The organism is Ruegeria sp. E1 (assembly GCF_056534225.1).
In genome coordinates, this window is record NZ_JBQFPE010000004.1 from 243,976 (window position 1) to 270,072 (window position 26,097).

General features: G+C 55.9%; 27 protein-coding genes. 17 read left to right on the plus strand and 10 right to left on the minus strand.

Going from position 1 to position 26,097, the window contains the following annotated elements; all coding sequences use genetic code 11:
• The first annotated feature begins 4 nt into the window (after positions 1-4).
• Complete coding sequence (gene hpt / locus ACR0FG_RS06735) at positions 5-547, plus strand: hypoxanthine phosphoribosyltransferase (RefSeq protein ID WP_170711365.1); 543 nt, start codon at positions 5-7, stop codon at positions 545-547.
• Between the two features lie 21 nt (positions 548-568).
• Here the strand turns inward: hpt and ACR0FG_RS06740 are convergent, their stop codons facing one another.
• Positions 569-1,717 (minus strand): amidohydrolase, encoded by a 1,149-nt coding sequence (locus tag ACR0FG_RS06740; protein WP_480891318.1) that lies wholly within the window; start codon positions 1,715-1,717, stop codon positions 569-571.
• Positions 1,714-2,664: a lipoyl synthase gene (gene lipA / locus ACR0FG_RS06745; RefSeq protein WP_170711363.1), complete on the minus strand. Its 951-nt coding sequence runs from the start codon at positions 2,662-2,664 to the stop codon at positions 1,714-1,716. Before lipA ends, ACR0FG_RS06740 begins: the two co-directional genes overlap by 4 nt.
• 262 nt (positions 2,665-2,926) lie before the next feature.
• Here lipA and ACR0FG_RS06750 point away from each other — a divergent pair, with 262 nt between their 5' ends.
• Positions 2,927-3,478 carry a redoxin family protein gene (locus tag ACR0FG_RS06750; protein WP_480891321.1) on the plus strand — a complete coding sequence of 184 codons (552 nt, stop codon included), beginning with the start codon at positions 2,927-2,929 and terminating at the stop codon, positions 3,476-3,478.
• 40 nt (positions 3,479-3,518) lie between these two features.
• Here the strand turns inward: ACR0FG_RS06750 and ACR0FG_RS06755 are convergent, their stop codons facing one another.
• The gene (locus ACR0FG_RS06755) at positions 3,519-4,442 is read right to left on the minus strand and encodes a hydrogen peroxide-inducible genes activator (protein ID WP_170711361.1); all 924 of its coding nucleotides are present in this window, start codon (positions 4,440-4,442) and stop codon (positions 3,519-3,521) included.
• A gap of 60 nt (positions 4,443-4,502) precedes the next feature.
• Positions 4,503-5,609, minus strand: coding sequence for a DUF6456 domain-containing protein (locus tag ACR0FG_RS06760; protein ID WP_480891324.1), 1,107 nt, complete (start codon positions 5,607-5,609; stop codon positions 4,503-4,505).
• Between the two features lie 239 nt (positions 5,610-5,848).
• Here ACR0FG_RS06760 and ACR0FG_RS06765 point away from each other — a divergent pair, with 239 nt between their 5' ends.
• Positions 5,849-6,148: a DUF6477 family protein gene (locus ACR0FG_RS06765; protein WP_170711359.1), complete on the plus strand. Its 300-nt coding sequence runs from the start codon at positions 5,849-5,851 to the stop codon at positions 6,146-6,148.
• Here the strand turns inward: ACR0FG_RS06765 and ACR0FG_RS06770 are convergent, their stop codons facing one another.
• Positions 6,149-7,693: a trimethylamine methyltransferase family protein gene (locus ACR0FG_RS06770; RefSeq protein ID WP_170711358.1), complete on the minus strand. Its 1,545-nt coding sequence runs from the start codon at positions 7,691-7,693 to the stop codon at positions 6,149-6,151.
• A 105-nt stretch (positions 7,694-7,798) separates the two neighbouring features.
• Complete coding sequence (locus ACR0FG_RS06775) at positions 7,799-8,257, minus strand: GNAT family N-acetyltransferase (protein WP_480891327.1); 459 nt, start codon at positions 8,255-8,257, stop codon at positions 7,799-7,801.
• A gap of 93 nt (positions 8,258-8,350) precedes the next feature.
• On the opposite strand from ACR0FG_RS06775, the gene guaA reads away from it, so the two are divergent.
• From guaA to ACR0FG_RS06830, 11 genes are all read left to right on the plus strand, one after another.
• Entirely contained in the window at positions 8,351-9,925 is a 1,575-nt protein-coding gene (gene guaA, locus ACR0FG_RS06780; protein ID WP_480891330.1) for a glutamine-hydrolyzing GMP synthase, read from the plus strand.
• Positions 9,926-10,045: 120 nt separating this feature from the next.
• Complete coding sequence (locus ACR0FG_RS06785) at positions 10,046-10,960, plus strand: methionyl-tRNA formyltransferase (RefSeq protein ID WP_480891333.1); 915 nt, start codon at positions 10,046-10,048, stop codon at positions 10,958-10,960.
• Positions 10,961-11,161: 201 nt separating this feature from the next.
• Positions 11,162-12,064 (plus strand): DMT family transporter, encoded by a 903-nt coding sequence (locus ACR0FG_RS06790; RefSeq protein ID WP_480891335.1) that lies wholly within the window; start codon positions 11,162-11,164, stop codon positions 12,062-12,064.
• Between the two features lie 117 nt (positions 12,065-12,181).
• Positions 12,182-13,402, plus strand: coding sequence for an outer membrane protein transport protein (locus tag ACR0FG_RS06795; protein WP_170711354.1), 1,221 nt, complete (start codon positions 12,182-12,184; stop codon positions 13,400-13,402).
• Between the two features lie 97 nt (positions 13,403-13,499).
• Positions 13,500-14,396, plus strand: a complete 897-nt coding sequence (locus tag ACR0FG_RS06800; RefSeq protein ID WP_170711353.1) for a DMT family transporter — start codon at positions 13,500-13,502, stop codon at positions 14,394-14,396.
• 49 nt (positions 14,397-14,445) lie between these two features.
• Positions 14,446-15,318, plus strand: a complete 873-nt coding sequence (locus ACR0FG_RS06805; protein ID WP_480891340.1) for an ATPase — start codon at positions 14,446-14,448, stop codon at positions 15,316-15,318.
• 39 nt (positions 15,319-15,357) lie between these two features.
• Positions 15,358-16,296 carry a homoserine O-acetyltransferase MetA gene (gene metA, locus ACR0FG_RS06810; RefSeq protein ID WP_480891343.1) on the plus strand — a complete coding sequence of 313 codons (939 nt, stop codon included), beginning with the start codon at positions 15,358-15,360 and terminating at the stop codon, positions 16,294-16,296.
• Between the two features lie 9 nt (positions 16,297-16,305).
• The gene (locus ACR0FG_RS06815) at positions 16,306-17,253 is read left to right on the plus strand and encodes an alpha/beta fold hydrolase (protein WP_480891499.1); all 948 of its coding nucleotides are present in this window, start codon (positions 16,306-16,308) and stop codon (positions 17,251-17,253) included.
• A 49-nt stretch (positions 17,254-17,302) separates the two neighbouring features.
• The gene (gene ppk2 / locus ACR0FG_RS06820; RefSeq protein WP_480891345.1) at positions 17,303-18,172 is read left to right on the plus strand and encodes a polyphosphate kinase 2; all 870 of its coding nucleotides are present in this window, start codon (positions 17,303-17,305) and stop codon (positions 18,170-18,172) included.
• 114 nt (positions 18,173-18,286) lie between these two features.
• Positions 18,287-19,318 carry a sterol desaturase family protein gene (locus tag ACR0FG_RS06825; RefSeq protein WP_480891348.1) on the plus strand — a complete coding sequence of 344 codons (1,032 nt, stop codon included), beginning with the start codon at positions 18,287-18,289 and terminating at the stop codon, positions 19,316-19,318.
• A 133-nt stretch (positions 19,319-19,451) separates the two neighbouring features.
• Complete coding sequence (locus tag ACR0FG_RS06830; protein WP_170711347.1) at positions 19,452-20,066, plus strand: TetR/AcrR family transcriptional regulator; 615 nt, start codon at positions 19,452-19,454, stop codon at positions 20,064-20,066.
• A gap of 5 nt (positions 20,067-20,071) precedes the next feature.
• On the opposite strand, the gene ACR0FG_RS06835 is transcribed toward ACR0FG_RS06830, so the two are convergent.
• The 4 genes from ACR0FG_RS06835 to ACR0FG_RS06850 all read right to left on the minus strand — a co-directional run bounded on the left by ACR0FG_RS06835 (position 20,072) and on the right by ACR0FG_RS06850 (position 23,422).
• Positions 20,072-21,130 carry an adenylate/guanylate cyclase domain-containing protein gene (locus tag ACR0FG_RS06835; RefSeq protein WP_480891351.1) on the minus strand — a complete coding sequence of 353 codons (1,059 nt, stop codon included), beginning with the start codon at positions 21,128-21,130 and terminating at the stop codon, positions 20,072-20,074.
• Entirely contained in the window at positions 21,127-21,495 is a 369-nt protein-coding gene (locus tag ACR0FG_RS06840; protein ID WP_480891354.1) for a group I truncated hemoglobin, read from the minus strand. The genes ACR0FG_RS06835 and ACR0FG_RS06840 overlap by 4 nt, the downstream gene beginning before the upstream one ends.
• A 103-nt stretch (positions 21,496-21,598) precedes the next feature.
• Complete coding sequence (locus ACR0FG_RS06845; protein ID WP_480891357.1) at positions 21,599-22,699, minus strand: Gfo/Idh/MocA family protein; 1,101 nt, start codon at positions 22,697-22,699, stop codon at positions 21,599-21,601.
• A gap of 12 nt (positions 22,700-22,711) precedes the next feature.
• Positions 22,712-23,422 (minus strand): GntR family transcriptional regulator, encoded by a 711-nt coding sequence (locus ACR0FG_RS06850; protein ID WP_480891360.1) that lies wholly within the window; start codon positions 23,420-23,422, stop codon positions 22,712-22,714.
• Between the two features lie 105 nt (positions 23,423-23,527).
• Here ACR0FG_RS06850 and ACR0FG_RS06855 point away from each other — a divergent pair, with 105 nt between their 5' ends.
• Genes ACR0FG_RS06855 through ACR0FG_RS06865 form a run of 3 tightly spaced genes read left to right on the plus strand, consistent with a single transcriptional unit; the run spans position 23,528 to position 26,087 of the window.
• A complete protein-coding gene (locus tag ACR0FG_RS06855) occupies positions 23,528-24,682 on the plus strand; it encodes an LLM class flavin-dependent oxidoreductase (RefSeq protein ID WP_480891363.1) in 1,155 nt (384 codons plus the stop codon).
• Complete coding sequence (locus ACR0FG_RS06860) at positions 24,682-25,572, plus strand: aldo/keto reductase (RefSeq protein ID WP_480891366.1); 891 nt, start codon at positions 24,682-24,684, stop codon at positions 25,570-25,572. Before ACR0FG_RS06855 ends, ACR0FG_RS06860 begins: the two co-directional genes overlap by 1 nt.
• On the plus strand, positions 25,572-26,087 hold the full coding sequence (locus ACR0FG_RS06865; RefSeq protein ID WP_170711340.1) for a flavin reductase family protein: 516 nt from the start codon (positions 25,572-25,574) through the stop codon (positions 26,085-26,087). Before ACR0FG_RS06860 ends, ACR0FG_RS06865 begins: the two co-directional genes overlap by 1 nt.
• Positions 26,088-26,097 lie beyond the last annotated feature (10 nt).

Genomic DNA, 26,097 nt, shown 5'->3' on the forward strand with positions numbered 1-26,097 from the left:
AGTGATGAGCGACCGCGCATATGTGATAGATACGATGATCTCGGCCAAGGCCATTGCCGCCCGGATCGAGGAGCTTTGCGGTGAGATCACCTCGGAATACGCAGGCACGGACAAGCTGATCGTTGTTGGTCTTTTGCGCGGCAGTTTTGTGTTTATTGCCGATCTTGTGCGAGAGCTTGATTTGCCGATCGAAGTGGATTTCCTTGAGGCATCCTCTTACGGAGACTCGATGGAAAGCAGCCGAGAAGTACGAATTCTCAAAGACTTGCGCGGCGCTATTGAAGGTCGCGATGTTTTGGTGGTTGAGGACATTGTCGATACCGGCCACACGCTGAACCATGTGACCAAGCTGCTGCAAAGCCGTAAACCCAAGCGATTGAAATCCATCGCTTTGCTGGACAAACCCAGCCGGCGTGAAGTTGATTTCCGCTCGGATTGGATTGGTTTTGAGATACCCGATGAATTTGTTGTGGGTTACGGCATCGATTATGCGCAGCGAAACCGCAACTTGCCTTTTATCGGCAAAGTCCGCTTTGTCGAGGATTGATCCGGGCGAATAGAAACCGGGTTAATCAGTGCCCAACAAATGATTGATCGCCTGTAGAAAGATACCGGTGCCCACTGGGATCAGAGCATCCGGGAAATCATAGTCAGGGTTATGCAATTGCGGATGCTCTTTGCCAGCCCCCAGCCAGAACATCGCCGATTTTGCACCTTTGGCGAATTGCCCAAAATCTTCGGAAAACCGCTGAGGATGCTTCGACAATTGCAATGGAACGTTTTGATCCCCGCACGCCCGCGTCAGAACATCCACAGCATCGGCTTGATTTACACAAGCATCAAAAACGTCGTCATATTGGACACTTACGGACAACCCTTCAGCCTTTGCCACTTCGGCCGCCAGACTCTCGGCTGACTGGATCAGTTGGTTCATTCGCGCATCGGTGACTGTGCGCAGCGTCACCCATATCTCAGCCTGACCGGGTGCGATCCCAAACGTCGGTGCACCGAGATTGACATGGGTGACTGTCGTCAACGCATAAGCGTCGTCTAATGCGCCACCCTGCCCCAGTTCGGCCATTGCCGAAATTAGCCGAGACAGCGCCTGCGCAGGGGAAACCCCATCCTGCGGTGCCGCAGCATGAGATGTCTTTCCGGTCAGTTCGATCCGCATTCCGCGCGAGGCACAGTTGGCTGGACCTTCGCATAGCTCGACGGTACCCAACTCCAATCCCGGGAGATTGTGCAGTGAAAACGCATAATCCGGTGCAATTTCCGCAAAGTTGGGGTCACTGCGATAGGCTATCGCGCCTTTTCCGGTTTCTTCTGCAGGCTGGAAAATCAACACGACAGAGCCGGCCTTTGGGCGTGCCCGCCCGAGCTCTCTGGCAACGCCCAGAACCATGACCATGTGCCCGTCGTGCCCGCAAAGATGTCCTCTACCCGGATATGTCGACTTGTAAGGCGCCTCCGAGATTTCCTGGATCGGCAAACCATCCAGTTCGCATCTAATTGCTACGGTCGGGCCATCGTTGCCGCTGTCATAGACTGCAGCAACGCCGTGCCCTCCGATACCGGTCAGCACTTGGTCCGGCGCGCATGATTCCAGCAAAGCGCAGATTTTGGCGGCTGTTTCCACCTCTTGCCCCGAGATTTCAGGGTGCTGATGCAACGCATGGCGACAGTCGGTCAGCCACTTCTGATCCTGCGGGTTCACCCCTGATTCAGCTTTTTCAGGCGCGCCTCGCGCAGACGCGCGAAATCGTCGCCCGCGTGGTAGGACGACCGGGTCAAAGGCGTTGCGGACACCATCAGGAACCCTTTGCCAAAAGCAGCTTTTTCATAGGCCGCGAATTCTTCGGGCGTGACAAAACGATCTACGCGGTGATGTTTTGGCGTGGGCTGCAGATACTGACCTATGGTCAGGAAATCGATATCTGCGGCGCGCATGTCGTCCATGACCTGCCGAACCTGTTGTTCTTCTTCGCCCAGCCCAACCATGATACCGGACTTGGTAAACATGGACGGATCCATCTCTTTCACGCGTTGCAACAAGCGCAGCGAATGGAAATACCGTGCGCCGGGACGCACTTCAGGATAGAGGCCCGGAACCGTTTCAAGGTTGTGGTTGAACACATCAGGCCGTGCCTCGACCACTGTTTCCAAGACCGACGCATCACATTTCAGGAAATCAGGCGTCAGAATTTCAATGGTCGTCTTGGGCGAGCGATGACGCACCGCGCGGATGGTCTGCGCAAAATGATCTGCCCCGCCATCCTCAAGATCATCACGATCAACCGACGTGATGACCACATGATTCAACCCGAGTTTTTCGACTGCATGAGCGACACGCCCGGGTTCGAACACATCCAAACTGTCCGGCCGGCCCGTCGCGATATTACAGAATGTGCAACCACGGGTACAAATCTCGCCCATGATCATCATTGTCGCGTGGCCCTGGCTCCAGCATTCACCCACATTGGGGCATCCCGCCTCTTCGCAGACTGTGACCAGATTGTTTTCCCGCATGATCTTATGCGTATCGGCATAGCCCTTACCGCCAGGGGCCTTGACCCGGATCCACTTGGGCTTCTTCGGCTGAGCGTTGTCGGGTTTGTGTGCCTTTTCAGGATGACGTTGCTCGGGAATTTTCAGATCACGCACGGGCGGCTTTCCTGACTTTGGGTCAATTTATCTGTCCCTAACATAGTTTCTTGTGCGTCTCCAGACCAGCAGCGCATGGCCGCTATGCATCGCGTCTTTGCTGCCGCAGCATGACCTGAAAAGAAATGAACATTTGTCTCTTCTTTCCAAATTGTTTCATGATCAATCGACAATTTGCAATCGCAGCAATTCATACATTGAAGGCGATTTGGAATCGTTTTAATTCACCCAAGAAAAGCATGTGATTCACAGGAGTTCAGACATGAAAACAGACGCGCAGCTTCCGCAGGTGACCTTTCACACCCGCGTCCGCGACGAAGCGGTTGAAGGCCCCAATCCCTTCCGTTGGGAAGACAAAACCACTGCTGACTATTTCGCTGGCAAGCGCGTCATCCTGTTTTCGCTGCCGGGCGCATTCACGCCCACATGTTCAACCTTCCAACTGCCGGGGTTTGAAAAAGGCTTTGCCGATTTCGCAACCAAAGGCATCGATGCGATCTATTGCATGTCGGTGAACGACAGCTTTGTCATGAACAAGTGGGCCGCAGATCAAGGCCTGAAATACGTGCAGGTCATCCCGGACGGTTCAGGTGAGTTCACCCGCAAGATGGGTATGCTGGTCGACAAGGACAATCTTGGTTTTGGTATGCGTTCATGGCGCTATGCCGCCATTGTCAATGATGGCGTAGTCGAAGCCTGGTTCGAAGAGCCGGGCCTGATGGATAACTGCCCGGAAGACCCCTATGGCGTGTCCTCGCCGGAGAACCTGATGAAACATCTGGAAGAAGAAGCCCGCGAACCTGCGTTGGCCTGATTCACAACATCTCCGAAAGGCCCGCCTCTGGCGGGCCTTTTCACGTACGAGCGGCGCTTACGATCCCTTCACCCACGCTTCGGATGACGCCGGCCAGACCATCAAACCAGTCCTCTGTCGCTGTCGATTTGCGCCGCACCAGCCCGATGGTCCGCGATGGCTGCGGAGAGCCGAAGCGGATCAGTTGCAAACCCGGCACGGCTTCGGTTTCCGACCGGGCTGCAAGTTCCGGCATCAGGGTCAGGCCGAACCCCTCGGCCACCAGTCGCGACAGGGTTGCAAGTGAAGACGCACCCATATTGATCTGACCGCTGCTGCGATCCTGCCCGCAAACCTCCAGCGCCTGATCGGTCAGACAATGACCATCCTCAAGCAGCATCAATTGCGCAGCTTTCAGATCAACAGGCCGCAGCGCATCCGGGTCAATGCCCAGACGATTGACCCGGTCCTGACTTCCGGCCAGCAGAAAGCGGTCTTCGAACAGCGGTTCCTCGTACAGATCGCCGACGCCGGATGGCAGGGCAAGGACGGCGGCGTCGATCTCGCCCGCGCGCAACATCGACAGCAGCCGCTCGGTTCTGGCTTCGCGTATCTGAACGCGCAGCGATACATCCCCCGACCGCAGTCCGGCGAGAACACCCGGCAGCAAATAGGGTGCAACCGTAGGTATGATGCCAAGCGACAGTGACCTGTGCCCGCCGGAATGATCCCGCGCGAAACGATCCAGCCGATCTGCCGAGTCGAGCACAAGGCGAACGCGATCCAACACATCGCGCCCCAAGGGTGTTAGCAGAATATCGCGGGCCTGCCGTTCGAACAGTGGCCCGCCCATTGCATCCTCAAGTGCCTTGATCTGAACGGACAAGGCGGGTTGCGACACGTGGCAGGTCTGAGCGGCCCGACCAAAGTTGCGCTGCTCGGCAACCGCCCGAAAATACTGCAATTGTCTGAGGGTAAAATTCATAGCCTTTGATTATCACTTGCAGCACCCAGCGCAAGGAAAACAAATGGCTCTGACGAGAATCTAGCCGATCAACCGATCGCGTTCTGTCTGATCATCGTAGTGACGTTTGAGCCGTTGCAACGCGATGCGTAGGACGATCTTACCCGAGCGCGCCGACCAGCCCATGCGTTTTTCAGCCAGTTCCAACCCCTCCAGATAGCAACAACACCGCAGCGCAACGTCGCTTAATCCCGGACCAAGTTCCGAGAGAGCCAGAGCAACGCGATCGCGCGCAGCCGAAGACCCCTGCCCTGCAAATGCATCCGGCCCAAAGTTTCCGCGCCCGCCTCCTGTCAGAAAGCGTTCCCAGTTCTGGGTGACCTGAGGGCCGATTTGAGCCAGTTCAAAATCCTCTCGCAGACGTTCACCAGCGGCAATCAAAGTCTCATCCAGAAAGGGTTTTCCGTCCCGGTCCCGCCGGCGGGATAAGGCGATTAAGGGACTTTCGGCAGCGCTATAGCGGGCGCGGCGCGGGCGCTGAGCAAGATGATCGCCGGACTTGTTTGTTTCGTTGGGCTGAAATGGAGTCTGGGCCTCGGCCATACCGAATTCACTGCGAGAGCGGGCCTGATTTTCGCTCTGAGCAATCAGATGGCTCAGCGATGCGCGGCCTGCAGTCGAAATACGATAGCGGGAAATCCGGCCCGGATTGTCGCACGAAATCCAGTCCTTCAGCGCAAGCGCCTGTGCGATCTTGCAATCCACCACCGCAGTGCGCGCGGTTCCACTATCTCCGTTGTCGCGGACTACGACCGCCTTGTCCATGTCTTCAGCCACAGCCAGAACCGCCCCGGTCTCGCACAGGCGTCGCAATACGCGCAGTACCTCACGGTCGAACTCGGCATCACCAGGCGAAGGCGTATCGGCATGAGATCCCGGATTTAGTGCACCGTGATGCGCATCGGTCGAAGTGAAATGCGTTTCGGCCAGCGATTGCAGGGCCGCATCGACCAAAGGATCGTCCCGGCGCATTTCTATGCGGCGGATTTGCCTGAGAATAGTTGACGCATGGCAGCCCACCGAACGTGCGATATCGCGGATGGACCGACCGGATTCCGTGTGATCCAGATATCTCTGCGCCCCTTCGGGGACCCACGCCGGAACGGTGAAAGCCAAGTTGTTTTCCATAGTTATGCGCCCTTGTCGACCAAACAATCTGTCACTCTCCGCCGCCGGATTCTTAGTTAACCAATTCTAACTAGAGTCGGTTTTGTTACTGGTTCGTTAATCTCAGGCGGTCAGCAGCAGAATTGGTTCAAAAAGATAAACAGGCGTGAAACCATCGTTCGGCGCGAAGTTGCGCGAAGCAACACCCTCTTAGGTTGTGCAACACAATCCTCAACAGTTTTGGATTGAAAGGACCAACCATGCAGGATCTGTTGACCATGATCGCCTCTCTCCGCCGTCCCCGTCTGTTGACGCGAGCAGCGAAACTAGGAGCACAGGACTATGACCGCGAACGCCATCTGCAGCGCATTCTCGGCTACGGATCACTCCCCGGATCAGGGTCGGCGCTGATCTGCTTGATTGAGCTTGAAAAAGACGTGAATACGCAGCGCAGGGATGATGACGCAGCCTATTCTCTGGTGCGTCATCTGGATATCATGATTGCATTGATTGGCGAGGCGCAGCTGTATCAGGCCAGCCGCGCCGCGCGATATCAGTGATCAGCTGAAAGCATCCGGCATGGAGGCTTTTTTCTCGGCGACATAAGCCTCTAGCGCTGCCTTTACGTCAGGGTCGATCTGCGGCTGCTTGTAGTTTGCCAGCAGATGTTCGACCCGTGCCGAAGCCAGAGTGCGTGTATCGCGCGCGCCTTCTTCTTCCCATGTCTCGAACGGCTTGTAGTCGAGCATTTCGGATTTCCAGAACGCCGATTTGAAGTTTGTCTGCGTGTGGTCGCACCCGAGATAGTGTCCACCCGGACCAACTTCGCGGATCGCATCCAGCGCCAGCGCGTTTTCGTCATAGGCAATACCCTTGGCCACGCCGTGCAGGGCGCCCAACTGATCCGCATCCATGACAAATTTCTCGAAATCGGCAACCAGACCACCTTCGAGCCAGCCACAGGAATGCAGCATGAAGTTCACGCCTGCCAGCAGACCCATGTTTAGCGAGTTCGCGGTTTCATAGGCCGCTTGTGCATCCGGCAATTTCGACCCGCAGAACGATCCTGCCGAACGGAATGGCAGACCCAGACGACGCGCCAACTGGCCCGCACCATAGGTGACCAGCGAAGCCTCGGGTGTTCCGAAAGTCGGCGCGCCCGAGTTCATGTCAATCGAGGACACGAAGGCCCCGAAAATAACCGGCGCACCGGGGCGGATAAGCTGGCTGTAAGCCACGCCCGCCAGAACCTCGGCCAGAACCTGTGTCAGCGTGCCCGCGACCGAGACCGGCGCCATCGCACCGCCAACAATAAACGGAGAAATGATGCAGGCCTGATTGTTCTTGGCGTATACCTCAAGCGCGCCCATCATCACGTCGTCGAACGTCATCGGCGAGTTGATGTTGGTGAGCGAAGTCATGACCGTGTTTTCCTGCACGAACTCTTTGCCGAACAGGATTTCGCACATTTCTACCGAATCCTGCGCCCGGCTGGGCTCGGTCACGGACCCCATGAATGGCTTGTCGGACAGGGTCATGTGAGCCATCAACATGTCCAGATGGCGCTTGTTCACCGGGATGTCCGTCGGTTCACAAACTGTGCCGCCGGAATGGTGCAACCATTTCGACATATAGGCCAGTTTCACGAACTTGTTGAAATCATCCATGGTCGCATAGCGCCGACCACCCATTGCATCGCGCACAAACGGAGGGCCATAAACCGGTGCCAGCACCAGATTGCGCCCGCCGATTACCACCGATTTCTCGGGGTTGCGCGCATGTTGGGTGAACTGGGACGGCGCGGTCGACGCCAGCTTGCGGGCCAATCCACGCGGAATGCGCACGCGTTCGCCATCGATGTCGGCACCTGCTTCGCGCCAGCGTTCCAGCGCGGCCGGGTTATCGACGAAGTTAACGCCGACCTCCTCCAGCACGGTTTCCGCGTTGGTTTCGATCAGTTCAAGGGCCTCTTCGTTGAGAACCTCGAAATTGGGAATGTTGCGCTCGATATACTTCGCAGTTTCGATCACAACCGCGGTACGTTCAGCCCGGCGCGCCGCGCCTCCGCCTCCGCGCGCCCTGCGGCGGGTGTTTGCCTCTGACATGAGATTATCCCGTCTGTTTGGTCAGTATTGCATAATTTGTTACAAGATAGCGCAATTTTCGCGAAGGTTCATTGCGGCGTAATCGGGGGAAAAGCGACATGGGTCTCAGTACGACGTCACCTTTGCCGAAACAGGTTTCTGCAAAAGAACCGTATTTCCCGCCATCTCGATCTCTGCCCATCCCAGATGGCTGTAAATTGATCGGGTATCCTGCATCAACTTATGGGTTCGAAGCCGCAAATACGGGTGATCCTTTTCACGTGCCGAGGATTCGGCGATTTCAAGCAGGCGACGCGCAACGCCCCTGCCCTGCGTTTCGGGCAGCACCGCCAGATTGAAGATCATGACCGCATCCTCAACCTCGCCAAATATGACGACGCCAAGAACCTGCTGACCTTCCTGCGCAACCGTTACGTCATGGACTGCAATATCTTCACCAATGCCGTTGGTAACATCCGGCAAATCCGAAATATCCCGCAACGCTGACGCATATGCCCGCGCAATGCAGAAACGGATCGCTTCCGTATCTGCCGGGGTAGCTGGCCGGAACGTGATTTCTGCCATTTTCAGTCATCCCCCGATGCCTTCTTTGAAGTGCTGCCCGTATTTGACGTCATAGCGCTTGCACAAGCAAGGCTTGCGACCTAATAGCCGGTTATGACCCAAGACACCCATGACCGCCTTCTGATCATAGACTTCGGCAGCCAGGTGACGCAGCTGATTGCCCGCCGCCTGCGCGAATTGAACGTCTATTGCGAAATTCACCCCTATCAGAACGTCACGATGGAATTCGTGCGCGAGATGTCCCCACGCGCCGTGATTTTCTCGGGCGGACCGGACAGCGTTACCCGCGACGGATCCCCGCGCGCGCCACAAGAAATCTTTGACTATGGCGTACCGATCCTTGGCATCTGCTATGGTCAGCAGGTGATGATGCAGCAACTGGGCGGCAAAGTCGAAGGCGGCAAGATCTCGGGTGGTGGCGGCACAGCCGAGTTCGGGCGCGCCTTTGTGACTCCTGGCAAGCCTCTCGACATTCTGGATGGTTGGTTCGCCGATGGCGACGAGCAGGTCTGGATGAGCCACGGGGACCATGTCAGCCAGCTGGCGCCGGGGTTCGAAGTCTACGGCACCTCACCCAACGCGCCATACGCAATCACCGCGGATACAAACCGTCATTTCTATGCCGTTCAGTTCCACCCCGAGGTGCACCATACCCCACGCGGTGCGAAGCTGTATGAGAACTTCGTCAAACTCGCCGGTTTTTCAGGCGACTGGACCATGGGTGCCTATCGCGAACAGATGATCGAAAAGATCCGCGAGCAGGTCGGAGACAAAAAGGTCATCTGCGGCCTGTCCGGCGGCGTTGACAGCTCGGTCGCTGCGATCCTGATCCACGAAGCGATCGGCGATCAACTGACATGCGTGTTTGTTGATCACGGATTACTGCGCAAAAACGAAGCCTCCGAGGTCGTGGGCATGTTCCGCGACAACTACAACATTCAGTTGATCCACGCGGATGAAAGCGAACTGTTCCTGGGCGAACTAGATGGTCAGAGTGATCCCGAGACCAAGCGCAAGATCATCGGCAAACTGTTTATTGACGTGTTCCAGAAACATGCCGACACCATCGAGGGCGCCGAGTTTCTGGCGCAGGGCACACTGTATCCTGATGTCATTGAATCTGTGTCTTTTTCCGGCGGTCCATCGGTGACAATCAAGTCACACCACAATGTGGGTGGCCTGCCCGAGAAGATGGGTCTGAAACTGGTCGAACCCCTGCGCGAGTTGTTCAAGGATGAAGTTCGTGCATTGGGTCGCGAACTTGGCCTGCCTGCCAGCTTCATCGGTCGCCACCCCTTTCCCGGACCCGGTCTTGCAATCCGTTGCCCCGGAGAGATCACCCGCGAGAAACTGGAAATCCTGCGTGAAGCTGACGCCGTCTATATCGACCAGATACGCAAACACGATCTCTATGATGACATTTGGCAAGCCTTTGTCGCGATTTTGCCGGTGCGTACCGTCGGTGTGATGGGAGATGGCCGAACATATGATTATGCCTGCGCCCTTCGCGCGGTCACATCAGTTGATGGTATGACAGCCGACTATTATCCCTTTAGCCACGAATTTCTGGGCGAGACCGCAACGCGCATCATCAACGAGGTCAAGGGCATCAACAGATGCACCTATGACATCACGTCCAAACCTCCGGGCACGATTGAGTGGGAGTAAACGTGACCCGTCTCACAGAAATAGTGTGCGAAGTGACGCCAACGCCAAACTATGTTGATACAGAGATCAATACTTCGACCTACTATTTCGGCAGCTTAGAGAACGGAAGAGTCAGAAGAAATGATTGAGCGTGCGATCTTCCTGGGTAGTAAGAGGTTCGGTCTCGAACTATTCAAATCGCTTTATGAGGCCGACCCCAAAGTTCAATGGGCAGTCACTTGTCCGCCTGATCAGGACGACGCAAGAACTTGTTTCAACAAATTCGACGAATACGCGCGCGCAAAGGGCCTGAATCTTCGTCGCGTCAACTCCACCGGTAACTTGGCGCGGTTCGCGGCAGACTATCGCCCGGACGTCATGATTGTATGCGGCTACTACAGGGTTCTACCCAAAGAAATGATTGATGGAATCCCTGCGGGCGTTTGGGGGATTCACAACAGCCTGTTGCCAAGATACCGCGGCGGATCACCTTTGGTCTGGCAGATCATCAATCGGGAAAGCACTGTAGGATCCACGTTCTTCAAGTTTGCGGATGGTGTCGACAATGGACCAGTTCTGGATCAGGTTCGCATCAACAACGCAGATGGTCTGGATATAAAAGAAGCGTCTGATCTCATTGAATCTGAATGGATAAAGAGAGCACCGGATCTTTGGAGAAACTTCTGTGACGGCAAACTGATCGCGACGGAACAAAATCACCTTGATGCAACCTATTGCGCCCAGAGAAATGAGTTCGACGGCGCAATTTGCTGGCACTGGCATGTGGACGCGGTCGATGCCTTTATCAGAGCACAGGCATCTCCTTACCCCAGAGCGTTCTTTCGTTTGGATCGGCAAAACGTGAAAATTGTTAAACATCGGATAGATGGTCGCGTCGTCTACGGGACGCCTGGGCAGGTTTTTGAGGTTCGCGACAATTACGTCTCGGTCTGTTGCGGCAACAACTCGGCGATACATCTGATCGAATTGGAGGTGGACGGGGAGATACAAGAGGCGAGAAACCTGTTGCCCTCAATCAAGATACGTCTGCAATAGGCGGCGCATATTTGATACGAGAGTTCTCTTTATCCGGTTGATTTTACGGCTGTCGGACATCAATGTGCGCCAGAATGTCGGCAGGTATACAAACCCGGTGCCTGCGCTTGTCACTATATCGAACCATCAAACCACCCACAAAAGCTCCGCGCTTGACAACGGATTTACCCGGACTGATGCCTCGCCCATCTTAGGAGTTGCATGAACCCAAAAACCCAGATCGGAAAAGCTGCATTGTGGATGACGGGTGCGATTGCATCCTTTTCCTCCATGGCCGTGGCCGGGCGCGAACTAAGCGCGACGCATGATACGTTTGAGATCATGTTTTTCCGCAGCCTTGTAGGCATTTGCGTAGTTGCCACGGTCCTGACCCTGTCCGGAAAGTGGCATCAGGTCTCGAACCGTCGGCTGGGCTTGCACACCATCAGAAATACGTTTCATTTCGCCGGCCAGAATCTTTGGTTTTATGCGGTTGGCGTCATCCCACTGGCGCAGGTTTTTGCGCTGGAGTTTACGCAGCCGATCTGGGTAATTCTTCTGTCTCCGCTGCTGCTGAGCGAACGTCTGACTGCACTGCGTTTGACCTCGGCCCTGATCGGTTTCGTTGGTGTTCTCATCGTGACACGACCCGGTGCGGTGCCGCTGAATCTGGGTATGATGACGGCTGCCTTGTCAGCGGTCTTCTTTGCGCTGACCACCATTACCACAAAATCCCTGACCAAAATTGCCAGCATTGGCTGCATCTTGTTCTGGCTGACAGTCATGCAGGCCGTGCTTGGGCTAATCGCTGCCGGCCTGGACGGGCAGATCACACTCCCCAGCGCCCAAACGGCGCCGTACCTGTTGCTGGTAGGTCTGGCCGGGCTGCTGGCCCACTATTGCATCACCAACGCGCTTGCCATCGCACCTGCCACAGTGGTTGTGCCGTTTGACTTTGCCCGCCTGCCAACCATCGCCGTGGTGGGCATGATTCTGTATCACGAACCGTTGGATCACTGGACCTTGTTGGGCGCGTTCGTGATCTTTGCTGGTATCTTTCTGAATGTTCACTCGGAAAACCGTATCCAATCGGCAACAGTTCGGCAGGACACCCCTATTAAGTAACGCTCCGTCACCGGTTGACGATTAATTAAGGTTTAAGAAAGTAACAACCGGTAACGAAGCCGGGTACGCGCTTACAGCGTGATAGTCGGGCAATCGGACAGTGAATGGGAGGAAATAATGAAAAAGACGCTGCTACAGGCGTGCGCGCTCTGTGTTGGGGCGACCACCGTGCAGGCAGGTGGACTTGACCGAAGCGGTCAGGGTGTGAACATTCTGTTTGAAGAAGGATCTGTGGTTCAGTTCCGTCTGGGCTATACAAGGCCTGACGTCAGCGGAACCATGCAGGACCAGATTCCAATTAGCCCGACCTTTGGCCAGACCATCGACTCGGGCAATGTCTCCAACAGCTTCTGGACCCCGCACCTTGCGTACAAGCGCAGCCTGACCGAAGAGCTGGATTTTGCGCTTATCTACGATCAGCCTTTTGGCGCTGATATCGACTATTCGTCGGCTTATCCGCTATCTCAGAACCTGGTCGCACTGGCTGGTATACCGGGTGCTACCACGGACGTTCTGCGTGCCAAGGCCGATACGGATGCGATCACGGCGCTGCTGCGTTACAAATTCGATCACGGCTTCAGCGTTATCGGCGGTGTCCGCGCCCAGCGTCTGAAGGCAAGTGTTTCGGTACCGATTGCAGGCGGTTCTTCGACCCCGTTCCCGCAAGGTGGATACCGGGTCACGACCGATGCGGAAATCGACTTTGGCTATGTGGTCGGTGTTGCCTGGGAACGGCCGGACATCGCGGCCCGGGTCGCTCTGACTTATAACTCGAAGATCACGCACGATCTGTCGCAGTCCGAGGCACGCGATGTTATTGGCCTGACGCCGCTTGGCCCTTCGGCGTCGCGGATCAGCGCGGATTCGACCACCGAGGTTGTTACGCCGCAGTCCATCAACCTTGACTTCCAGACCGGCGTCGCGCCGAAAACGTTGTTGTTCGGTTCGGTGCGCTGGGTTGACTGGCCGCAAACTGTCTATGCACCGCCGGTCTATACTGATCTGACAGGCATCAACCTCGTTGACTACGAAGAGGCGACGTTCACCTATTCGCTGGGTTTGGGATATCAGTTCACCGAAGAGTTCTCGGGTGCTGTCACATTTGGCTATGAAACGTCCGAAGGCAACTCGGTCTCGAACCTGGGCCCGACCGACGGGTTCTGGAGCATCGGTCTGGGTGGAACCTACTCGCTGGAGAAGGCCAAGATCTCTGGTGGCGTTCGTTACACCGATATCGGCGATGCAACCGCGAACGGAACCGGCCCGGACAACCGCGCCACATTCGAAGGCAACAGCGCCTGGAGCGTTGGCATTCAGATCACCTACGCGCTGGACTGATCGCGTAAGATAGAACGCTTTGGAAACCCCGCCCTACCGGCGGGGTTTTTCGCATGAAACGGGTCGCATCAAACGCTTTGGCCTGAGACAAGACACTATGACCCAGCAAAAAACACTTTCTCCGCGCGCCTGGTCCGAGCTGATATTGCTGGGTTTGATCTGGGGAGCCTCGTTCCTGTCCATCCGCATTGCGTTGGATACGATCCCGGCGATGACATCGGTGTTGCACCGCGTGTTCTGGGCGACGTTGGTTCTGTGGGCCTATATCTTGATCAAACGGCTGCCCATCCCGCGCGATCCGCGCGTGTGGGGGGCGTTCTTTGTCATGGGGCTGTTGAACAACGTCCTGCCATTTTCTTTGATGGCCTGGGGCCAGCTTTATGTCGAAACAGGTCTGACTTCGATCCTGAATGCAGCGACCGCTGTTTTTGGCGTCGTGCTTGCTGCGATGTTCTTTCCGGATGAACGGCTAAGCAAAATGCGCGCGCTGGGTATCGGGCTGGGGTTTCTGGGGGTTGCCATTGCAATTGGTTTAAAGAACTTCACCGATCTGAATCCCGGCAGCCTTGGCCAATTGGCTATCCTTGCGGGGACGATTTGTTATGCTCTGGCCGCCGTTTGGGCGCGAAAACAGCTTGGGGATCTGCCACCGCAAATCGCAGCTGCTGGAATGCTTAGCGCCGCCACCATCATGATGGTTCCTATCTCGCTTGGCATCGACGGTATGCCGTCCCTTTCCCTGCCATGGCAAACTTGGGCTGCAATCGCATATTACTCGGTCATCGCGACCGCCGGGGCGTATCTTTTGTACTACCGGGTTCTGGCGCAGGCGGGTAGCGGCAATCTGATGCTGGTCACACTGGTCATCCCTCCGGTCGCGATCCTGCTGGGCGCAATCGTGCGTGACGAATCCCTACCCTCCAGCGCATATCTCGGGTTCGCGGTACTGGCTGCGGGTCTGTTAATTCTCAATCGTGCCTCCAGACAAGATTGACCCCGGGTTCAGCCCGTTCTAGCTAGGGCAAAACAAGGGACGGCGAGACATGATCTACACCTCAGCTCAGGACTGGCGCGATGCGGCGCGTAAGAAAGTGCTGTTTTTTGGCATGTCCGGGCTAGGCAAGACCTATGTATCGAACATTCTGCGGGATGCCGGAGAGTGGTTTCACTACTCGATCGATTACCGTATCGGCACACGCTACATGGGCGAATATATCACCGACAATGCCAAGGCCGAGGCGATGAAAGTGCCCTTTCTAAGGGATCTGCTGCTATCGGATTCGATCTATCTGGGATCGAACATTTCGTTCAACAACCTGACGCCGGTCTCGACCTATCTGGGCAAACCGGGCAATCCCGAGCTGGGCGGGCTTGAGATCGCTGAATATCGGCGCAGGCAAGAGCAGTTCCGGCTGGCCGAAATCCATGCCCTTCTGGATACAAAATATTTTATCGATCGCGCCCAGCATCTGTATCAATATCCCAACTTCATTTGCGACACCGGTGGTTCGATTTGTGAATGGGTCGACCCGAACGACCCAAATGATCAGATCTTGTCGGAGCTGTCCGGCCATACGCTAATGATCTGGCTGCAGGGAGACGACGCTCATACCGCCGAGTTGATTCGCCGGTTCGACAAGTCGCCAAAGCCAATGTCGTATCAGGCAGAGTTTCTGTCCAATGTCTGGTCCGAATACCTGCAACAGCATGGCTGCGACGGTGCCGATGTGAACCCTGATGACTTTATTCGCTGGACCTATGCACGCGCCTTGGCGCACCGCCACCCCAGATACGAGGCGATGGCCAACAACTGGGGCATCACGGTGACCGCCGAAGATGTCAGTAAAGTCCGTGACGCAAGTGATTTCGGCGAGTTGATCGAACGCACTCTTGAGAACCGACCCGCCCAAGCCTAACTTCCTGATTTCCTGAGACAGCTTCAACAGCGTGACCCGATGCCCATCAAGATCCCATCCGACCTGCCCGCCTTTGACGTCCTGAGCCAGGAAGGCGTCATGGTCATGTCCGAGGATCAAGCCGCGCGGCAGGACATTCGCCCCTTGCGGATCGGGTTGCTGAACCTGATGCCCAAGAAAATCCAGACCGAAAACCAATTCGCTCGTCTAATCGGTGCGACGCCGCTGCAGATCGAGCTGTCACTGATCCGGATGACCGAGCATCAAACCAAGAACACAGCTGCGGCGCATATGGCCGAGTTCTATCGACCGTTTCAGGACGTGAAGGATCAGAAATTCGACGGGCTGATCATCACCGGCGCACCGATTGAACATCTTGAGTTCGAAGACGTTACCTATTGGGACGAAATCAGCGAAGTGTTCAACTGGACCCAGACCAATGTGCATTCGACGTTTGGTGTTTGCTGGGGCGGGATGGCGATGATCAACCATTTCCATGACGTCAAAAAACACATGCTGGATGGGAAGGCCTTCGGCTGTTTCCGGCACCGGAACCTGAACCCGTCCTCGCCGTTTCTGCGCGGCTTTTCGGATGATTGCGTGATCCCTGTCAGCCGCTGGACCGAAATGAAACAAAGCGAAATCGACACGGCCGATGGTCTTGAAACCCTTCTGGGGAGCGATGAGGTCGGCCCCTGTCTGGTCGAGGACAAGGCGCATCGCGCGCTCTATATTTTCAACCATTTCGAATATGACAGCGACACGCTGAAACAGGAATATGACCGCGACGTTGCCGGTGGAGCGCCGATTAACGTGCCGGTCAACTATTACCCCGATGATGATCCAAGCCAGACACCGCAGAACAGATGGCGCAGCCATGCGCATTTGCTGTACGGTAACTGGATCAGTGAAATCTATGAAACCACGCCTTTCGATCTGAACCGGATCGGAATGGATACAACAGATCTGAGGGCTTGAGGTGAGATGATGCGCATCGGTGTCATATTTCTGGTTCTGATCGTTCTCGTCTGGGTCGCGGCGCTGTTTATCGCCGCAAGAAACGAAGCGCGGGCCGAAGCCGCATTTCCGCCAGAAGGTCAGTTACTGGATGTTGATGGCATCACGGTACATGCGGTGACCATGGGTGATGGTCCTGACGTCGTCCTGATCCACGGCTCAAGCGGCAATACTCGCGACATGACCTTTGCGCTGGCTCCCATTCTTGCGGAAAGCTACCGTGTGATTGTTTTTGATCGCCCCGGTCTGGGCTATTCCGAAAGCTTCAACCCCGACGGGGAAACCATTGTCGAGCAAGCGGAAATCCTGCAAAAGGCCGCGGCTCAACTGGGCGCAGACAAACCCATCGTGGCGGGTCAAAGCTATGGTGGCTCGGTCGCATTGGCCTGGGCTGTGACGCGGCCTGACAACATCTCGGGCCTTGTGCTGATCGCCCCTGCGGCGATCCCATGGGAAACGCCATTGGACGCTTTCAACACGATGGCCGCTACCGGGGCTGGCAATGCCTTGGCCCTGCCGTTGATCTCAGCCTATGTCCCCGAGTGGTACGTGACCCAGGCGCTGGACCGCGTTTTTGCCCCGCAACAAGCGCCCGGAGGGTACGCCGAACATTTCGGCCCCGGCCTGACCATGCGCCGCGCGTCGATGCACGCCAACGCCAAGCAGCGCGCCAACCTTTTGGCCGAAGTAACCGAGCTTGAGCCGCGATATTCAGAGATCGACGTTCCGACCGAAATCGTGTTTGGCACTGCGGATACAACGGTGAAACAGGACTGGCACGCACCTCGCTTGCTGGAACTGATCCCTGATGCTGAACTGATCGAACTGGACGGTCTGGGGCACATGCCGCAGGTCGTGGCCGCCCCCGAGGTTGCCGCCGCAATAGGCCGGGCGGCTGAGCGCGCGGGTTTGCGTTAAAACCTTCGGTAATCCATAGTAAGTTATGGATTTTATCGCGAGGCCTCCCATGACCCGTTCGAACAAAGGCGCCATTGAAAGCTATTTTCGCAATGATGCCCCCAATGATGTCCGAGACGCGATAGGCAAAGCCAAAAAAGGCGATATCGTCAACCCGACCTACCCTTACGCGGAAAAGATGAAATCCAAAGATTATGACCGTCAGATGGAGGCGCTGCAGATCGAATTGGTCAAGATGCAGTCCTGGGTCAGGGAAACGGGACAGCGGATCGCTATCGTGTTCGAAGGGCGCGATGCGGCTGGCAAAGGGGGAACCATCAAACGGTTTCGCGAAAACCTGAACCCGCGCGGTGCACGTAACGTAGCGCTTAGCAAACCTTCGGACGCCGAACGCAGCCAGTGGTATTTCCAGCGCTACATCCATCACCTGCCTTCCGCCAGCGAGATCGTTTTTTTCGACCGCAGTTGGTACAATCGCGGCGTCGTCGAAAACGTCTTCGGTTTTTGCACATCGGACGAGCGGGAACGGTTTTTCCGGCAGGTTTTACCGCTTGAAACCGGCTTGGTACATGATGGTATCCGCCTGTTCAAATTCTGGCTGAATGTCGGGCGCGCCGAGCAATTGAACCGCTTTCTGGCGCGAGAGAAAGATCCTCTGAAACATTGGAAGCTCAGCCCGATCGACATTGCAGGATTGGATAAATGGGATGCCTATACCAGTTCAATCTCGGAAACGCTGACGCGCACACATACCGAAGAATGCCCCTGGACCATCGTACGCTCGGACGACAAGAAACGCGCGCGCTTGGCAGCCATTCGCATGGTTCTAAGTCAACTCGACTATGACGAAAAGGACCACGAAGCCGTTGGCACACCCGACGAGCAGATTTGCGGCGGGCCGGATATCTGGGATGCCTGACGGAAGAACTTTGGGGTCGCGCATCGCACCGCTGCCACATTCTGGTCAATTGTTTGCCAACTATGCCCTGTAAATGACATGCAACGATTGTCGAACAGTTGAGGAATGCAGCATATGATGGATGAAGTTGCGGCAGCTCTGCGGCATCCGTTCGAGCTGTTTTTCGACCCGAACCAGAGGCTTTCGCTCTTCTACCTCATGACAGCACTGATTGCTGCGATTTTCGTATTTATGCGCAGCCGTGCACAAACCAAAGAGCATGGCGCAAAGGGGTTACTGGAATGGCTGCTGCCAATCGAGGTGATCACCCACAAATCGGCCAAAGCCGATTATGTCATGTTCTTCGTCAACAAATCGATGATTGCCGCCATCTACGCATCGATCCTGATTCAAGCACCGTTTTGGTATGGCGTTGTCGAAAACGTCATGGGACCTGCCCCAGCTGGGCCCGAACATTCCTCGTGGGCGACAACCGCCCTTTATACCGTGTTGATCATACTGGCTTTTGATGGCGCGCTATGGTTCGGGCACTATATTTTTCACCGGGTTCCGTTTTTGTGGGAATTTCACAAGGTTCACCATTCCGCCGAAGTCATGACCCCTTTGACCGCAGCCAGAATGCACCCGCTCGAAGAGGCGATATCCTCAATGCTGGGGGCGGCAGCCGTAGGTGTGGTCTTTGGTCTGCTTGATCAGAAGTTTGGCAGTGGCTCCCGAATTTTTGCGCTGTTTGACCTTAACATTTTCCTCTTCGTCTTCTTCGTGGCGGCCTTTAACCTGCGCCACAGCCATGTCTGGTTGCCCTATCCCAATTGGCTTCAACATATCCTGGTCAGCCCTGCGCAACATCAGATCCACCATTCAAAGGCCCGCAAGCATTGGGACAAGAACATGGGATTCATTTTTGCCTTTTGGGATTGGGGCGCAGGTACACTGTATTCTCCCAAATCGAAGGAATCTGTTGAATACGGCTTGGGCAATGGTGAAGACGGGACCTGGAATAACCCGATCGCCTTATATTTCCGCCCGTTCAAAAATGCGTATGAACTGATCAAGAATGAGCGCGGAGGGGCGTTTGTCAGCGCACCCGATCAATCGGACATCGATCTGGATGCGGCTCCGGCCCACTCTGCCGAAACCAAGTAATCAATCACGTCTTATCATTCAGATGCCGCGCATATACACCCGGTGTGCGAACGCGCGTGATTGCACGAACTGCTCTTGATAATCTATTCGTTTTGCTCCGATAATCACTGATGAAAACTCGCCCGAGGCAGGGATGACGAAACGCGGCTATCACCATGGCAACCTGAAACAGGCCCTCATCGAGGCAGCGCTGTCCTTGATCGAGGAAAAAGGTCCGACCGGATTTACCCTATCCGAGGCTGCCAAGACCGCAGGCGTTACGCCAGCGGCAGTCTACCGGCACTATCACGGGCGCGAAGACCTGATCGCCGAAGCTGCGCGGCAGGGGTTCGAGATGTTCGCGGACCTGATGCAGTTTGCCTACGACAAGGGACAGCCATCTGCTTTGGCCGCGTTTGAGGCAACCGGGCGGGCCTATCTTGCCTTCGCGCGCAAGCACCCGGGCCACTACATCGCGATGTTCGAAAGTGGCATTTCGCTGAACCGGACACCTGAACTCGCCCTGTCAGCCAACCGGGCCAAGGAGGTTCTGGAACAGGCCGCCGCTGATCTATCGCGCCACATTCCGCCCGAAAAGCGCCCGCCCGCTTCGATGTTCAGTGCCCATATCTGGGCGATGAGCCACGGGGTTGTTGAACTCTATGCGCGCAATACCGGTGCCACATCCCCCTTCCCGCCCGAAGATCTTCTGGAATCGGGCATTGGTATCTATCTGCGGGGATTGGGTTTAGTCGCACCGGACGAATAACCCGCTCAGAACACCTGGCTGGGCTTAGGGGTGTTCAGGCGTGAGGTGACGTTGATCAACTCCATCTGCCCCATGCCCTTGATATCAACCGGCCCGATATCGCTGATCTGAAACTCGTCGATCAGGGCATACTTCATCTCTTCCGGGGCCACGATGTTCATCGGGTTGGCAAATACCTGCAGGCGCGACGCGATGTTCACCGCTGGGCCAAAGACGTCATAAACATACTTTTGAATCCCAACGACCGAACCAACGGCAGCCCCCATACCCAAGCCAACACGCGCCTGCCATTTATGTGGATGGCTTTCGTTGCGCCGTTCCAGATATCGCAGGAATCTGACAGCGCAATGGGCAACGGCTGTTGCGTGGTCGGGTGTTGCATCGGGCATTCCAGACACAGCCAGATAAGCATCGCCGATGGTCTTGATCCGTTCGCACCCGAACTGTTCGACAATCCTGTCAAAGGCAGTGAAGATATCGTTCAGTTCGCTCAACGTGACCGTCGGATCGGTTTTGGCGGCAAAATCGGTGAACCCCACAAAATCCAGCATCACTACCGAGACCTGATCGTACAACTGAGGGGTGACAACGCCGAAGGTTTTGAATTCTTCGTATGCCGCGCGCGGCATCAGGTTCAGCAACAGGCGTTCAACTCTCTCTTTCTCGCGCTCCAGCTCGCGGGTATTGCGCTCAACCATGGTCGAATAGCTGTCGATCATGCTTTCCAACTCTCGGATGCGGGTGATGTTCTGACACTCGACCACCAAAACCTGTTCATCCAGCCCGTTTGCCAGCGAAACTGAGGTGGCAAAGATCAGTGTCCGCCGCTTGGGCTTGATCTTCAATTCAGCCGAATACCGAAGGCCCGATTGCTTGACGTCGTCCAGTTCCCTTGGGTCTAGATCGGGCAGCAGGTCCAATAGAGTCTGCCCTGCCTCGGGCGTGCCGAACCATTCGGCAAACGGGCCATTATGAAACACAAAGCTCAGGTCCGAGGCACGCAGAACCGCGACACCGACGCCAATGGCGCGCAGCAGATGTTCATTGATGGCAAGAATGCTCATGCAACATCCCGCACGACGATGATCGCGCGTTTGGACTCGATCGCGCTTAGCGCGGCTTCGATGTCTGCATCCTCCATCCCATGCATCGAAAGCGCCTCGCTGAACAGCGCAGCCATCTCATCGAAATGGGCGTGCGAGATGTTCAGATGCCGATGCACCGCTTCGATGCGGTCATCGCTGAACGAGGCCGGACCACCCACCAGCGAGGACACGAACTTCGTCTGATGATCGATCAGCCGGGGCATATCGATCTCTTCGAAATGAAATCCGATCTCATCGGAATCCAGCGCCATCTCGTAGAATGTCATCACTATACGGCTGATGGTTTTGAACCCGCCGTATTTCTCATAGATCGTTTGACTCACAGCGTTAACCAGACCGCAAATTACAATAACACTGCAAGGTTATATCAAACTGACAGTTTTGTTAACGCTTTTGAGACCCCCTGCAGTAGCTGCGGTTCAAGGTTCACTTCTGGAGGTGAACGGTTTCCCCCTTCTGCAATGCCTCTTGCGCGGCCTGCCCCATTCGAACGGCCCATACGCCATCCCGCACGCTTACCTCGGGCGTCGACCGCTGACCCCTGACCAGTTCCAGAAACCCGCAATGCTGGAAATAGGTGGATCCATTGTGATCCCCCGCCGCCAAGAGACGCGGATCGACAGGGATGTCCTTTATCACCGGACCTTTTGGCGCACGAGGGCTGACAATCAGTTTTGGAACCGGTGGAGCGCCCAGATGGTCGGGCCAGAAGCGGCCGGGTCCCGGAACCAGCGCCTCGATCTTGCGATCCACGGCAACGGCCGAGATCTCTTCCTGATAACGCGAGCCTTCAGCGAACATGCAAAGTTCAAGCATCGCGCGTGTACCGGATGCAAAATCTACGATCACAAAGCCATGGTCCAGAATATCCGGCGTCTCGCCTTCGTAATCCTCGTCCAGATGATTTACGGCTTGTCCGCCGCTTGCGGATATTCGCACCGGATCGGATTTAAGGATAAGGCGCATGAGATCGAAGAAGTGACAGCACTTTTCCACAAAGGTGCCACCGGTATTGCGGTTGAACCGGTTCCAGTTGCCAACCTTTTCAAGAAACGGAAAGCGATGTTCGCGAATGGACAGCATTTTGATCCCGCCGGCTACCTCATCCGCTTCGGCGATCAAAGCGGAGATTGGGGGCATATAACGGTACTCCATCGCGACCCAGATCGGATGCGGATAGGTTTGTTCAAGTTCCTCCAGCTTCGCGAGGTCAGCAGGGTCGGTGAACAACGGTTTTTCCACCAACAATGGCAGCGGACGGATTTGCGCGATTTCCGCGATCTGACCAACATGCAGGTGGTTCGGACTGGCGATCACGATGCAATCCAGTTCTTCCACTGCCAACAGATCCTGCACTGAAGACACCAATGTCGCATCCGGGGCGATCTGTTGCGCGATGCTGGCCATCTCGGGTTCCGGCTCATAAATGGCCGCAACGCGGGTTCCTTCCAATAGCGCAATGTTATGCAGGTGCTCCTGCCCCATCATACCGCATCCGATCAGCCCGTAGTTTATGATCCGGGTCATGCGCAGTTCCTTTTATTTCAGGCGTTGTACGTAAGTGGCTCGATCAGGATCGAACCATGTTTTCGAAAACTCGACCGGCTCAGACCGTTCCGACCAGCTGAACCGTTCAATATACCCCACGGTCTCGCCGGGTGATTTTGTGAAACCTGATGGGGTCCAATCCGGCAAAACACCGACCGAAACTCGGTCTTCTGCCCGCGTGATCCAGAACCCCAACTGGTGCTGATAATAGCGATAAAGCGAATCTGAAAGCAGGGCGCGGTCAATGGTTCCCACTGATTCGTCCAACCAGATCTCCTCGACCGCGATGATTGTGTCATTCAGATAACGCATCCGGCGCACCCGCGACCCGGAACCTGAGGCACCAAATTCCGGCAAATCCGCGGGCTTTACCAGATGATCGACCGAAAGAATGTCCGCGCGCGGCAGACCGCCCCCTTCGGGCAATTCCAGACGGAACATGGCATAGACACTGTTCTGCGTTCCGGTCTCGCGTACGTAATTGCCCGAGCCCTGAATGCGCTCCAACATGCCTTTTTTTTCGAGCTCAGTGAGCGATTTTCGCAAAGTGCCGACCGAAACCTGCAAATCGGCTGCCATGTCACGCTCAGGCGGCAAGCGTTCGCCATCAATCAGTCGGCCCGCTGCGATATCGCGGATCAGCAGTTCTGAGATCTGAACATAGATCGGCAAGGCATTTGGGTTACGGTTGTTGGAGGGCATTGAGGGCGCTTCACTCGGTCGCGGGAAAAATTGATACACTATTGATCTACATCAATGCGCTTGCTACGCAAGAGGAAAGTCAAAGATGTACGGAGCGTGAATCAAATGAGCATCGTCCCCATCACATCCCCCGATCTGGATGCGGCTGAGGTTTCGTGGTTTGCGGCATTGTGCTCGGACGATTATCAGTTCCTGGGGGTGCCGGAAGGTGAATTGCGATCCAGCTGGGACCACTGTTCCGGTATCGTGAAAGAAGCCGAGGCGCAGGGCTTTCGCAACATTCTGTGCCCATCGTCTTATCAGGTCGGACAGGACACGCTTAGCTTTGTCGCCGGCTGCGCACCGATCACGGAAAAGATCAATCTGCTGGCCGCCGTACGCTGTGGCGAGATGCAACCAATCATGCTGGCCCGCACCATCGCGACGCTGGATCACATGTTGCAGGGGCGGTTGACGGTCAACATCATCTCATCCGACTTCCCGGGCGAGAAAGCTGACAGCGCGTTCCGCTATCAACGCTCGCGCGAAGTCGTCGAAATACTGAAACAGGCGTGGACTCAGGATGAGATCAATCATTCTGGCGAGGTATACACCTTCGAAGGTCTGACCACCGACCCCGCCCGGCCGTATCAGACTGGTGGCCCCCTGCTATATTTCGGCGGCTATTCTCCGTCGGCTCTGGATTTGTGCGGCGAACATTGTGACGTCTACCTGATGTGGCCTGAAACCAAGGATCAGTTAGCCGAGCGAATGAAAGCGGTTCATGCCGTCGCCGAAACTTACGACCGCACGCTGGATTACGGTCTGCGTGTTCACATGATCGTCCGCGATACCGAGGCCGAAGCACAGGAATACGCAGACTACATCGTCTCAAAGCTGGACGATGAATATGGTCGTGCCATTCGGGAACGTGCGCTGGATGCGACCTCGCTGGGTGTAGCGCATCAATCCAAGAACCGGGATTTAGCGGATGAATACGGCTATGTCGAACCCGGCCTGTGGACCGGCGTCGGGCGCGCCCGGTCAGGATGTGGTGCCGCACTGGTTGGATCGACCGATCAAGTGATGACCAAGATTGAAGAGTACCAAATGATGGGCATCCGCGCCTTCATCTTCTCGGGCTATCCGCACATAGACGAAGCGCGTCACTTTGGCGCCCGCGTGATGCCGAACCTGAAAACCTGCTCCCTTCCTGAAGCTTACGGAAGGGTCCCGCAATCTACCCCGGCGACCCCGCTGGGTAACGGAGTTCGTCGCTGATGCAACGCGTGAAACTATCAGACGCATTGGTACTAAGCCGCCTTGTTTACGGCATGTGGCGGCTGGGCGATGACAGCGATACTTCGGCAGAACATGTCGAGGCCAAGATACAGGCCTGTCTGGATCAGGGGATCACGACATTCGATCAGGCCGATATTTATGGCGGCTATGCTGCCGAGGCTGTTTTGGGCAACGCTTTGCGCGCCAATCCTTCGCTGCGCCAGAAGATGGAGATTGTCACCAAATGTGACATCGTCGCGCCGATGGGCCGGTATGCGGATGCCAAGGTCAAATACTACGACACTTCGCGCGGCCACATCCTGAAGTCCGTCGATACGTCTCTGTCCGAGATGGCGATTGATCATATCGACCTGCTGCTGATCCACCGCCCCGACCCGTTCATGGATCACCGGGAAACCGGTGCCGCGCTGGATGAAGTTGTGGCCAGCGGCAAGGTTCGCGCGGTGGGCGTTTCAAACTTTCGTCCGTGGGATTGGAGCCTGCTGCAATCGGCGATGAAAACCCAACTGGTTACAAACCAGATCGAGATTTCGCTGGGCGAGATCAGCCCCTTTACCAATGGCGATCTGGCGTATCATCAGCAGCACGGCCAGCCTGTGATGGCGTGGTCGCCACTGGGCGGCGGTGCGCTGATGGCCGAAAACTCCTCGGTCGGAGGGGTCGCAGACGAAATTGCTGCGGAATACGGCGTGGACCGTGCCGCCGTTGCCGTGGCATTCCTGCTGGCGCACCCGTCAGGGATCCTACCAGTGCTGGGTACCAACAATCTGGACCGTATCAGACGAATTTCTGACGCATTGAAAGTCAAACTGGATCGCGAAACCTGGTTCCGACTGTACCAGGCCGCGCTTGGACACGAGGTAGCATGATGAACGCAATCTCACGAGACATGGCTCATACATTCGTTCCCCATAAAGACGACACAAGGACCCTGCGCGATGCTTTTGGCCGTTTTGCAACGGGCGTTACAATCGTCACATGCGACAGTGATGACGGCCCTATCTGCATCACAGCCAACAGCTTTTCGTCTCTGTCGCTTGACCCGGCCCTGATCATGTGGGCTGGCGACCGTAACTCGCGGCGTTTTCAGTATTTCCATGCGGCGCGCCATTTCAGCGTGCACGTCCTGTCGGCAGAACAGGCTGAACTGTGCTTTGGCTGTTCGAAAGACGCATATGCGTTGCAGGCTATTGACCATGAACACTGCGAAAACGGCACGCCGCTCCTGCCGGATTGTCTGGCGCGGTTCGAGTGTGAACAACACGCATATCACGATGCAGGCGATCACGTTATCATGGTCGGAAAGGTTTTGCGCGCCAGCATGGCAGACGGGGACGCGCTGACCTTCTATGCCGGAAAACTCGGCCAATTCGCGCAGCAATAGACGCGAAAAC

What these genes read in the sequence shown, in the direction of transcription:
- ACR0FG_RS06845 (WP_480891357.1), bottom strand. Translation starts at nt 22,699, where the DNA reads ATGACCCGGATCATAAACTACGGGCTGATCGGATGCGGTATGATGGGG.
- metA (WP_480891343.1), top strand. Translation starts at nt 15,358, where the DNA reads ATGCCCATCAAGATCCCATCCGACCTGCCCGCCTTTGACGTCCTGAGC.
- ACR0FG_RS06860 (WP_480891366.1), top strand. Translation starts at nt 24,682, where the DNA reads ATGCAACGCGTGAAACTATCAGACGCATTGGTACTAAGCCGCCTTGTT.
- ACR0FG_RS06770 (WP_170711358.1), bottom strand. Translation starts at nt 7,693, where the DNA reads ATGTCAGAGGCAAACACCCGCCGCAGGGCGCGCGGAGGCGGAGGCGCG.
- ACR0FG_RS06785 (WP_480891333.1), top strand. Translation starts at nt 10,046, where the DNA reads ATGATTGAGCGTGCGATCTTCCTGGGTAGTAAGAGGTTCGGTCTCGAA.
- ACR0FG_RS06795 (WP_170711354.1), top strand. Translation starts at nt 12,182, where the DNA reads ATGAAAAAGACGCTGCTACAGGCGTGCGCGCTCTGTGTTGGGGCGACC.
- ACR0FG_RS06825 (WP_480891348.1), top strand. Translation starts at nt 18,287, where the DNA reads ATGATGGATGAAGTTGCGGCAGCTCTGCGGCATCCGTTCGAGCTGTTT.
- ACR0FG_RS06800 (WP_170711353.1), top strand. Translation starts at nt 13,500, where the DNA reads ATGACCCAGCAAAAAACACTTTCTCCGCGCGCCTGGTCCGAGCTGATA.
- ACR0FG_RS06805 (WP_480891340.1), top strand. Translation starts at nt 14,446, where the DNA reads ATGATCTACACCTCAGCTCAGGACTGGCGCGATGCGGCGCGTAAGAAA.
- hpt (WP_170711365.1), top strand. Translation starts at nt 5, where the DNA reads ATGAGCGACCGCGCATATGTGATAGATACGATGATCTCGGCCAAGGCC.
- ACR0FG_RS06865 (WP_170711340.1), top strand. Translation starts at nt 25,572, where the DNA reads ATGAACGCAATCTCACGAGACATGGCTCATACATTCGTTCCCCATAAA.
- guaA (WP_480891330.1), top strand. Translation starts at nt 8,351, where the DNA reads ATGACCCAAGACACCCATGACCGCCTTCTGATCATAGACTTCGGCAGC.
- ACR0FG_RS06750 (WP_480891321.1), top strand. Translation starts at nt 2,927, where the DNA reads ATGAAAACAGACGCGCAGCTTCCGCAGGTGACCTTTCACACCCGCGTC.
- ACR0FG_RS06760 (WP_480891324.1), bottom strand. Translation starts at nt 5,609, where the DNA reads ATGGAAAACAACTTGGCTTTCACCGTTCCGGCGTGGGTCCCCGAAGGG.
- ACR0FG_RS06835 (WP_480891351.1), bottom strand. Translation starts at nt 21,130, where the DNA reads ATGAGCATTCTTGCCATCAATGAACATCTGCTGCGCGCCATTGGCGTC.
- ACR0FG_RS06855 (WP_480891363.1), top strand. Translation starts at nt 23,528, where the DNA reads ATGAGCATCGTCCCCATCACATCCCCCGATCTGGATGCGGCTGAGGTT.
- ACR0FG_RS06815 (WP_480891499.1), top strand. Translation starts at nt 16,306, where the DNA reads ATGCGCATCGGTGTCATATTTCTGGTTCTGATCGTTCTCGTCTGGGTC.
- ACR0FG_RS06765 (WP_170711359.1), top strand. Translation starts at nt 5,849, where the DNA reads ATGCAGGATCTGTTGACCATGATCGCCTCTCTCCGCCGTCCCCGTCTG.
- ACR0FG_RS06790 (WP_480891335.1), top strand. Translation starts at nt 11,162, where the DNA reads ATGAACCCAAAAACCCAGATCGGAAAAGCTGCATTGTGGATGACGGGT.
- ppk2 (WP_480891345.1), top strand. Translation starts at nt 17,303, where the DNA reads ATGACCCGTTCGAACAAAGGCGCCATTGAAAGCTATTTTCGCAATGAT.
- ACR0FG_RS06830 (WP_170711347.1), top strand. Translation starts at nt 19,452, where the DNA reads ATGACGAAACGCGGCTATCACCATGGCAACCTGAAACAGGCCCTCATC.
- ACR0FG_RS06775 (WP_480891327.1), bottom strand. Translation starts at nt 8,257, where the DNA reads ATGGCAGAAATCACGTTCCGGCCAGCTACCCCGGCAGATACGGAAGCG.
- ACR0FG_RS06850 (WP_480891360.1), bottom strand. Translation starts at nt 23,422, where the DNA reads ATGCCCTCCAACAACCGTAACCCAAATGCCTTGCCGATCTATGTTCAG.
- ACR0FG_RS06755 (WP_170711361.1), bottom strand. Translation starts at nt 4,442, where the DNA reads ATGAATTTTACCCTCAGACAATTGCAGTATTTTCGGGCGGTTGCCGAG.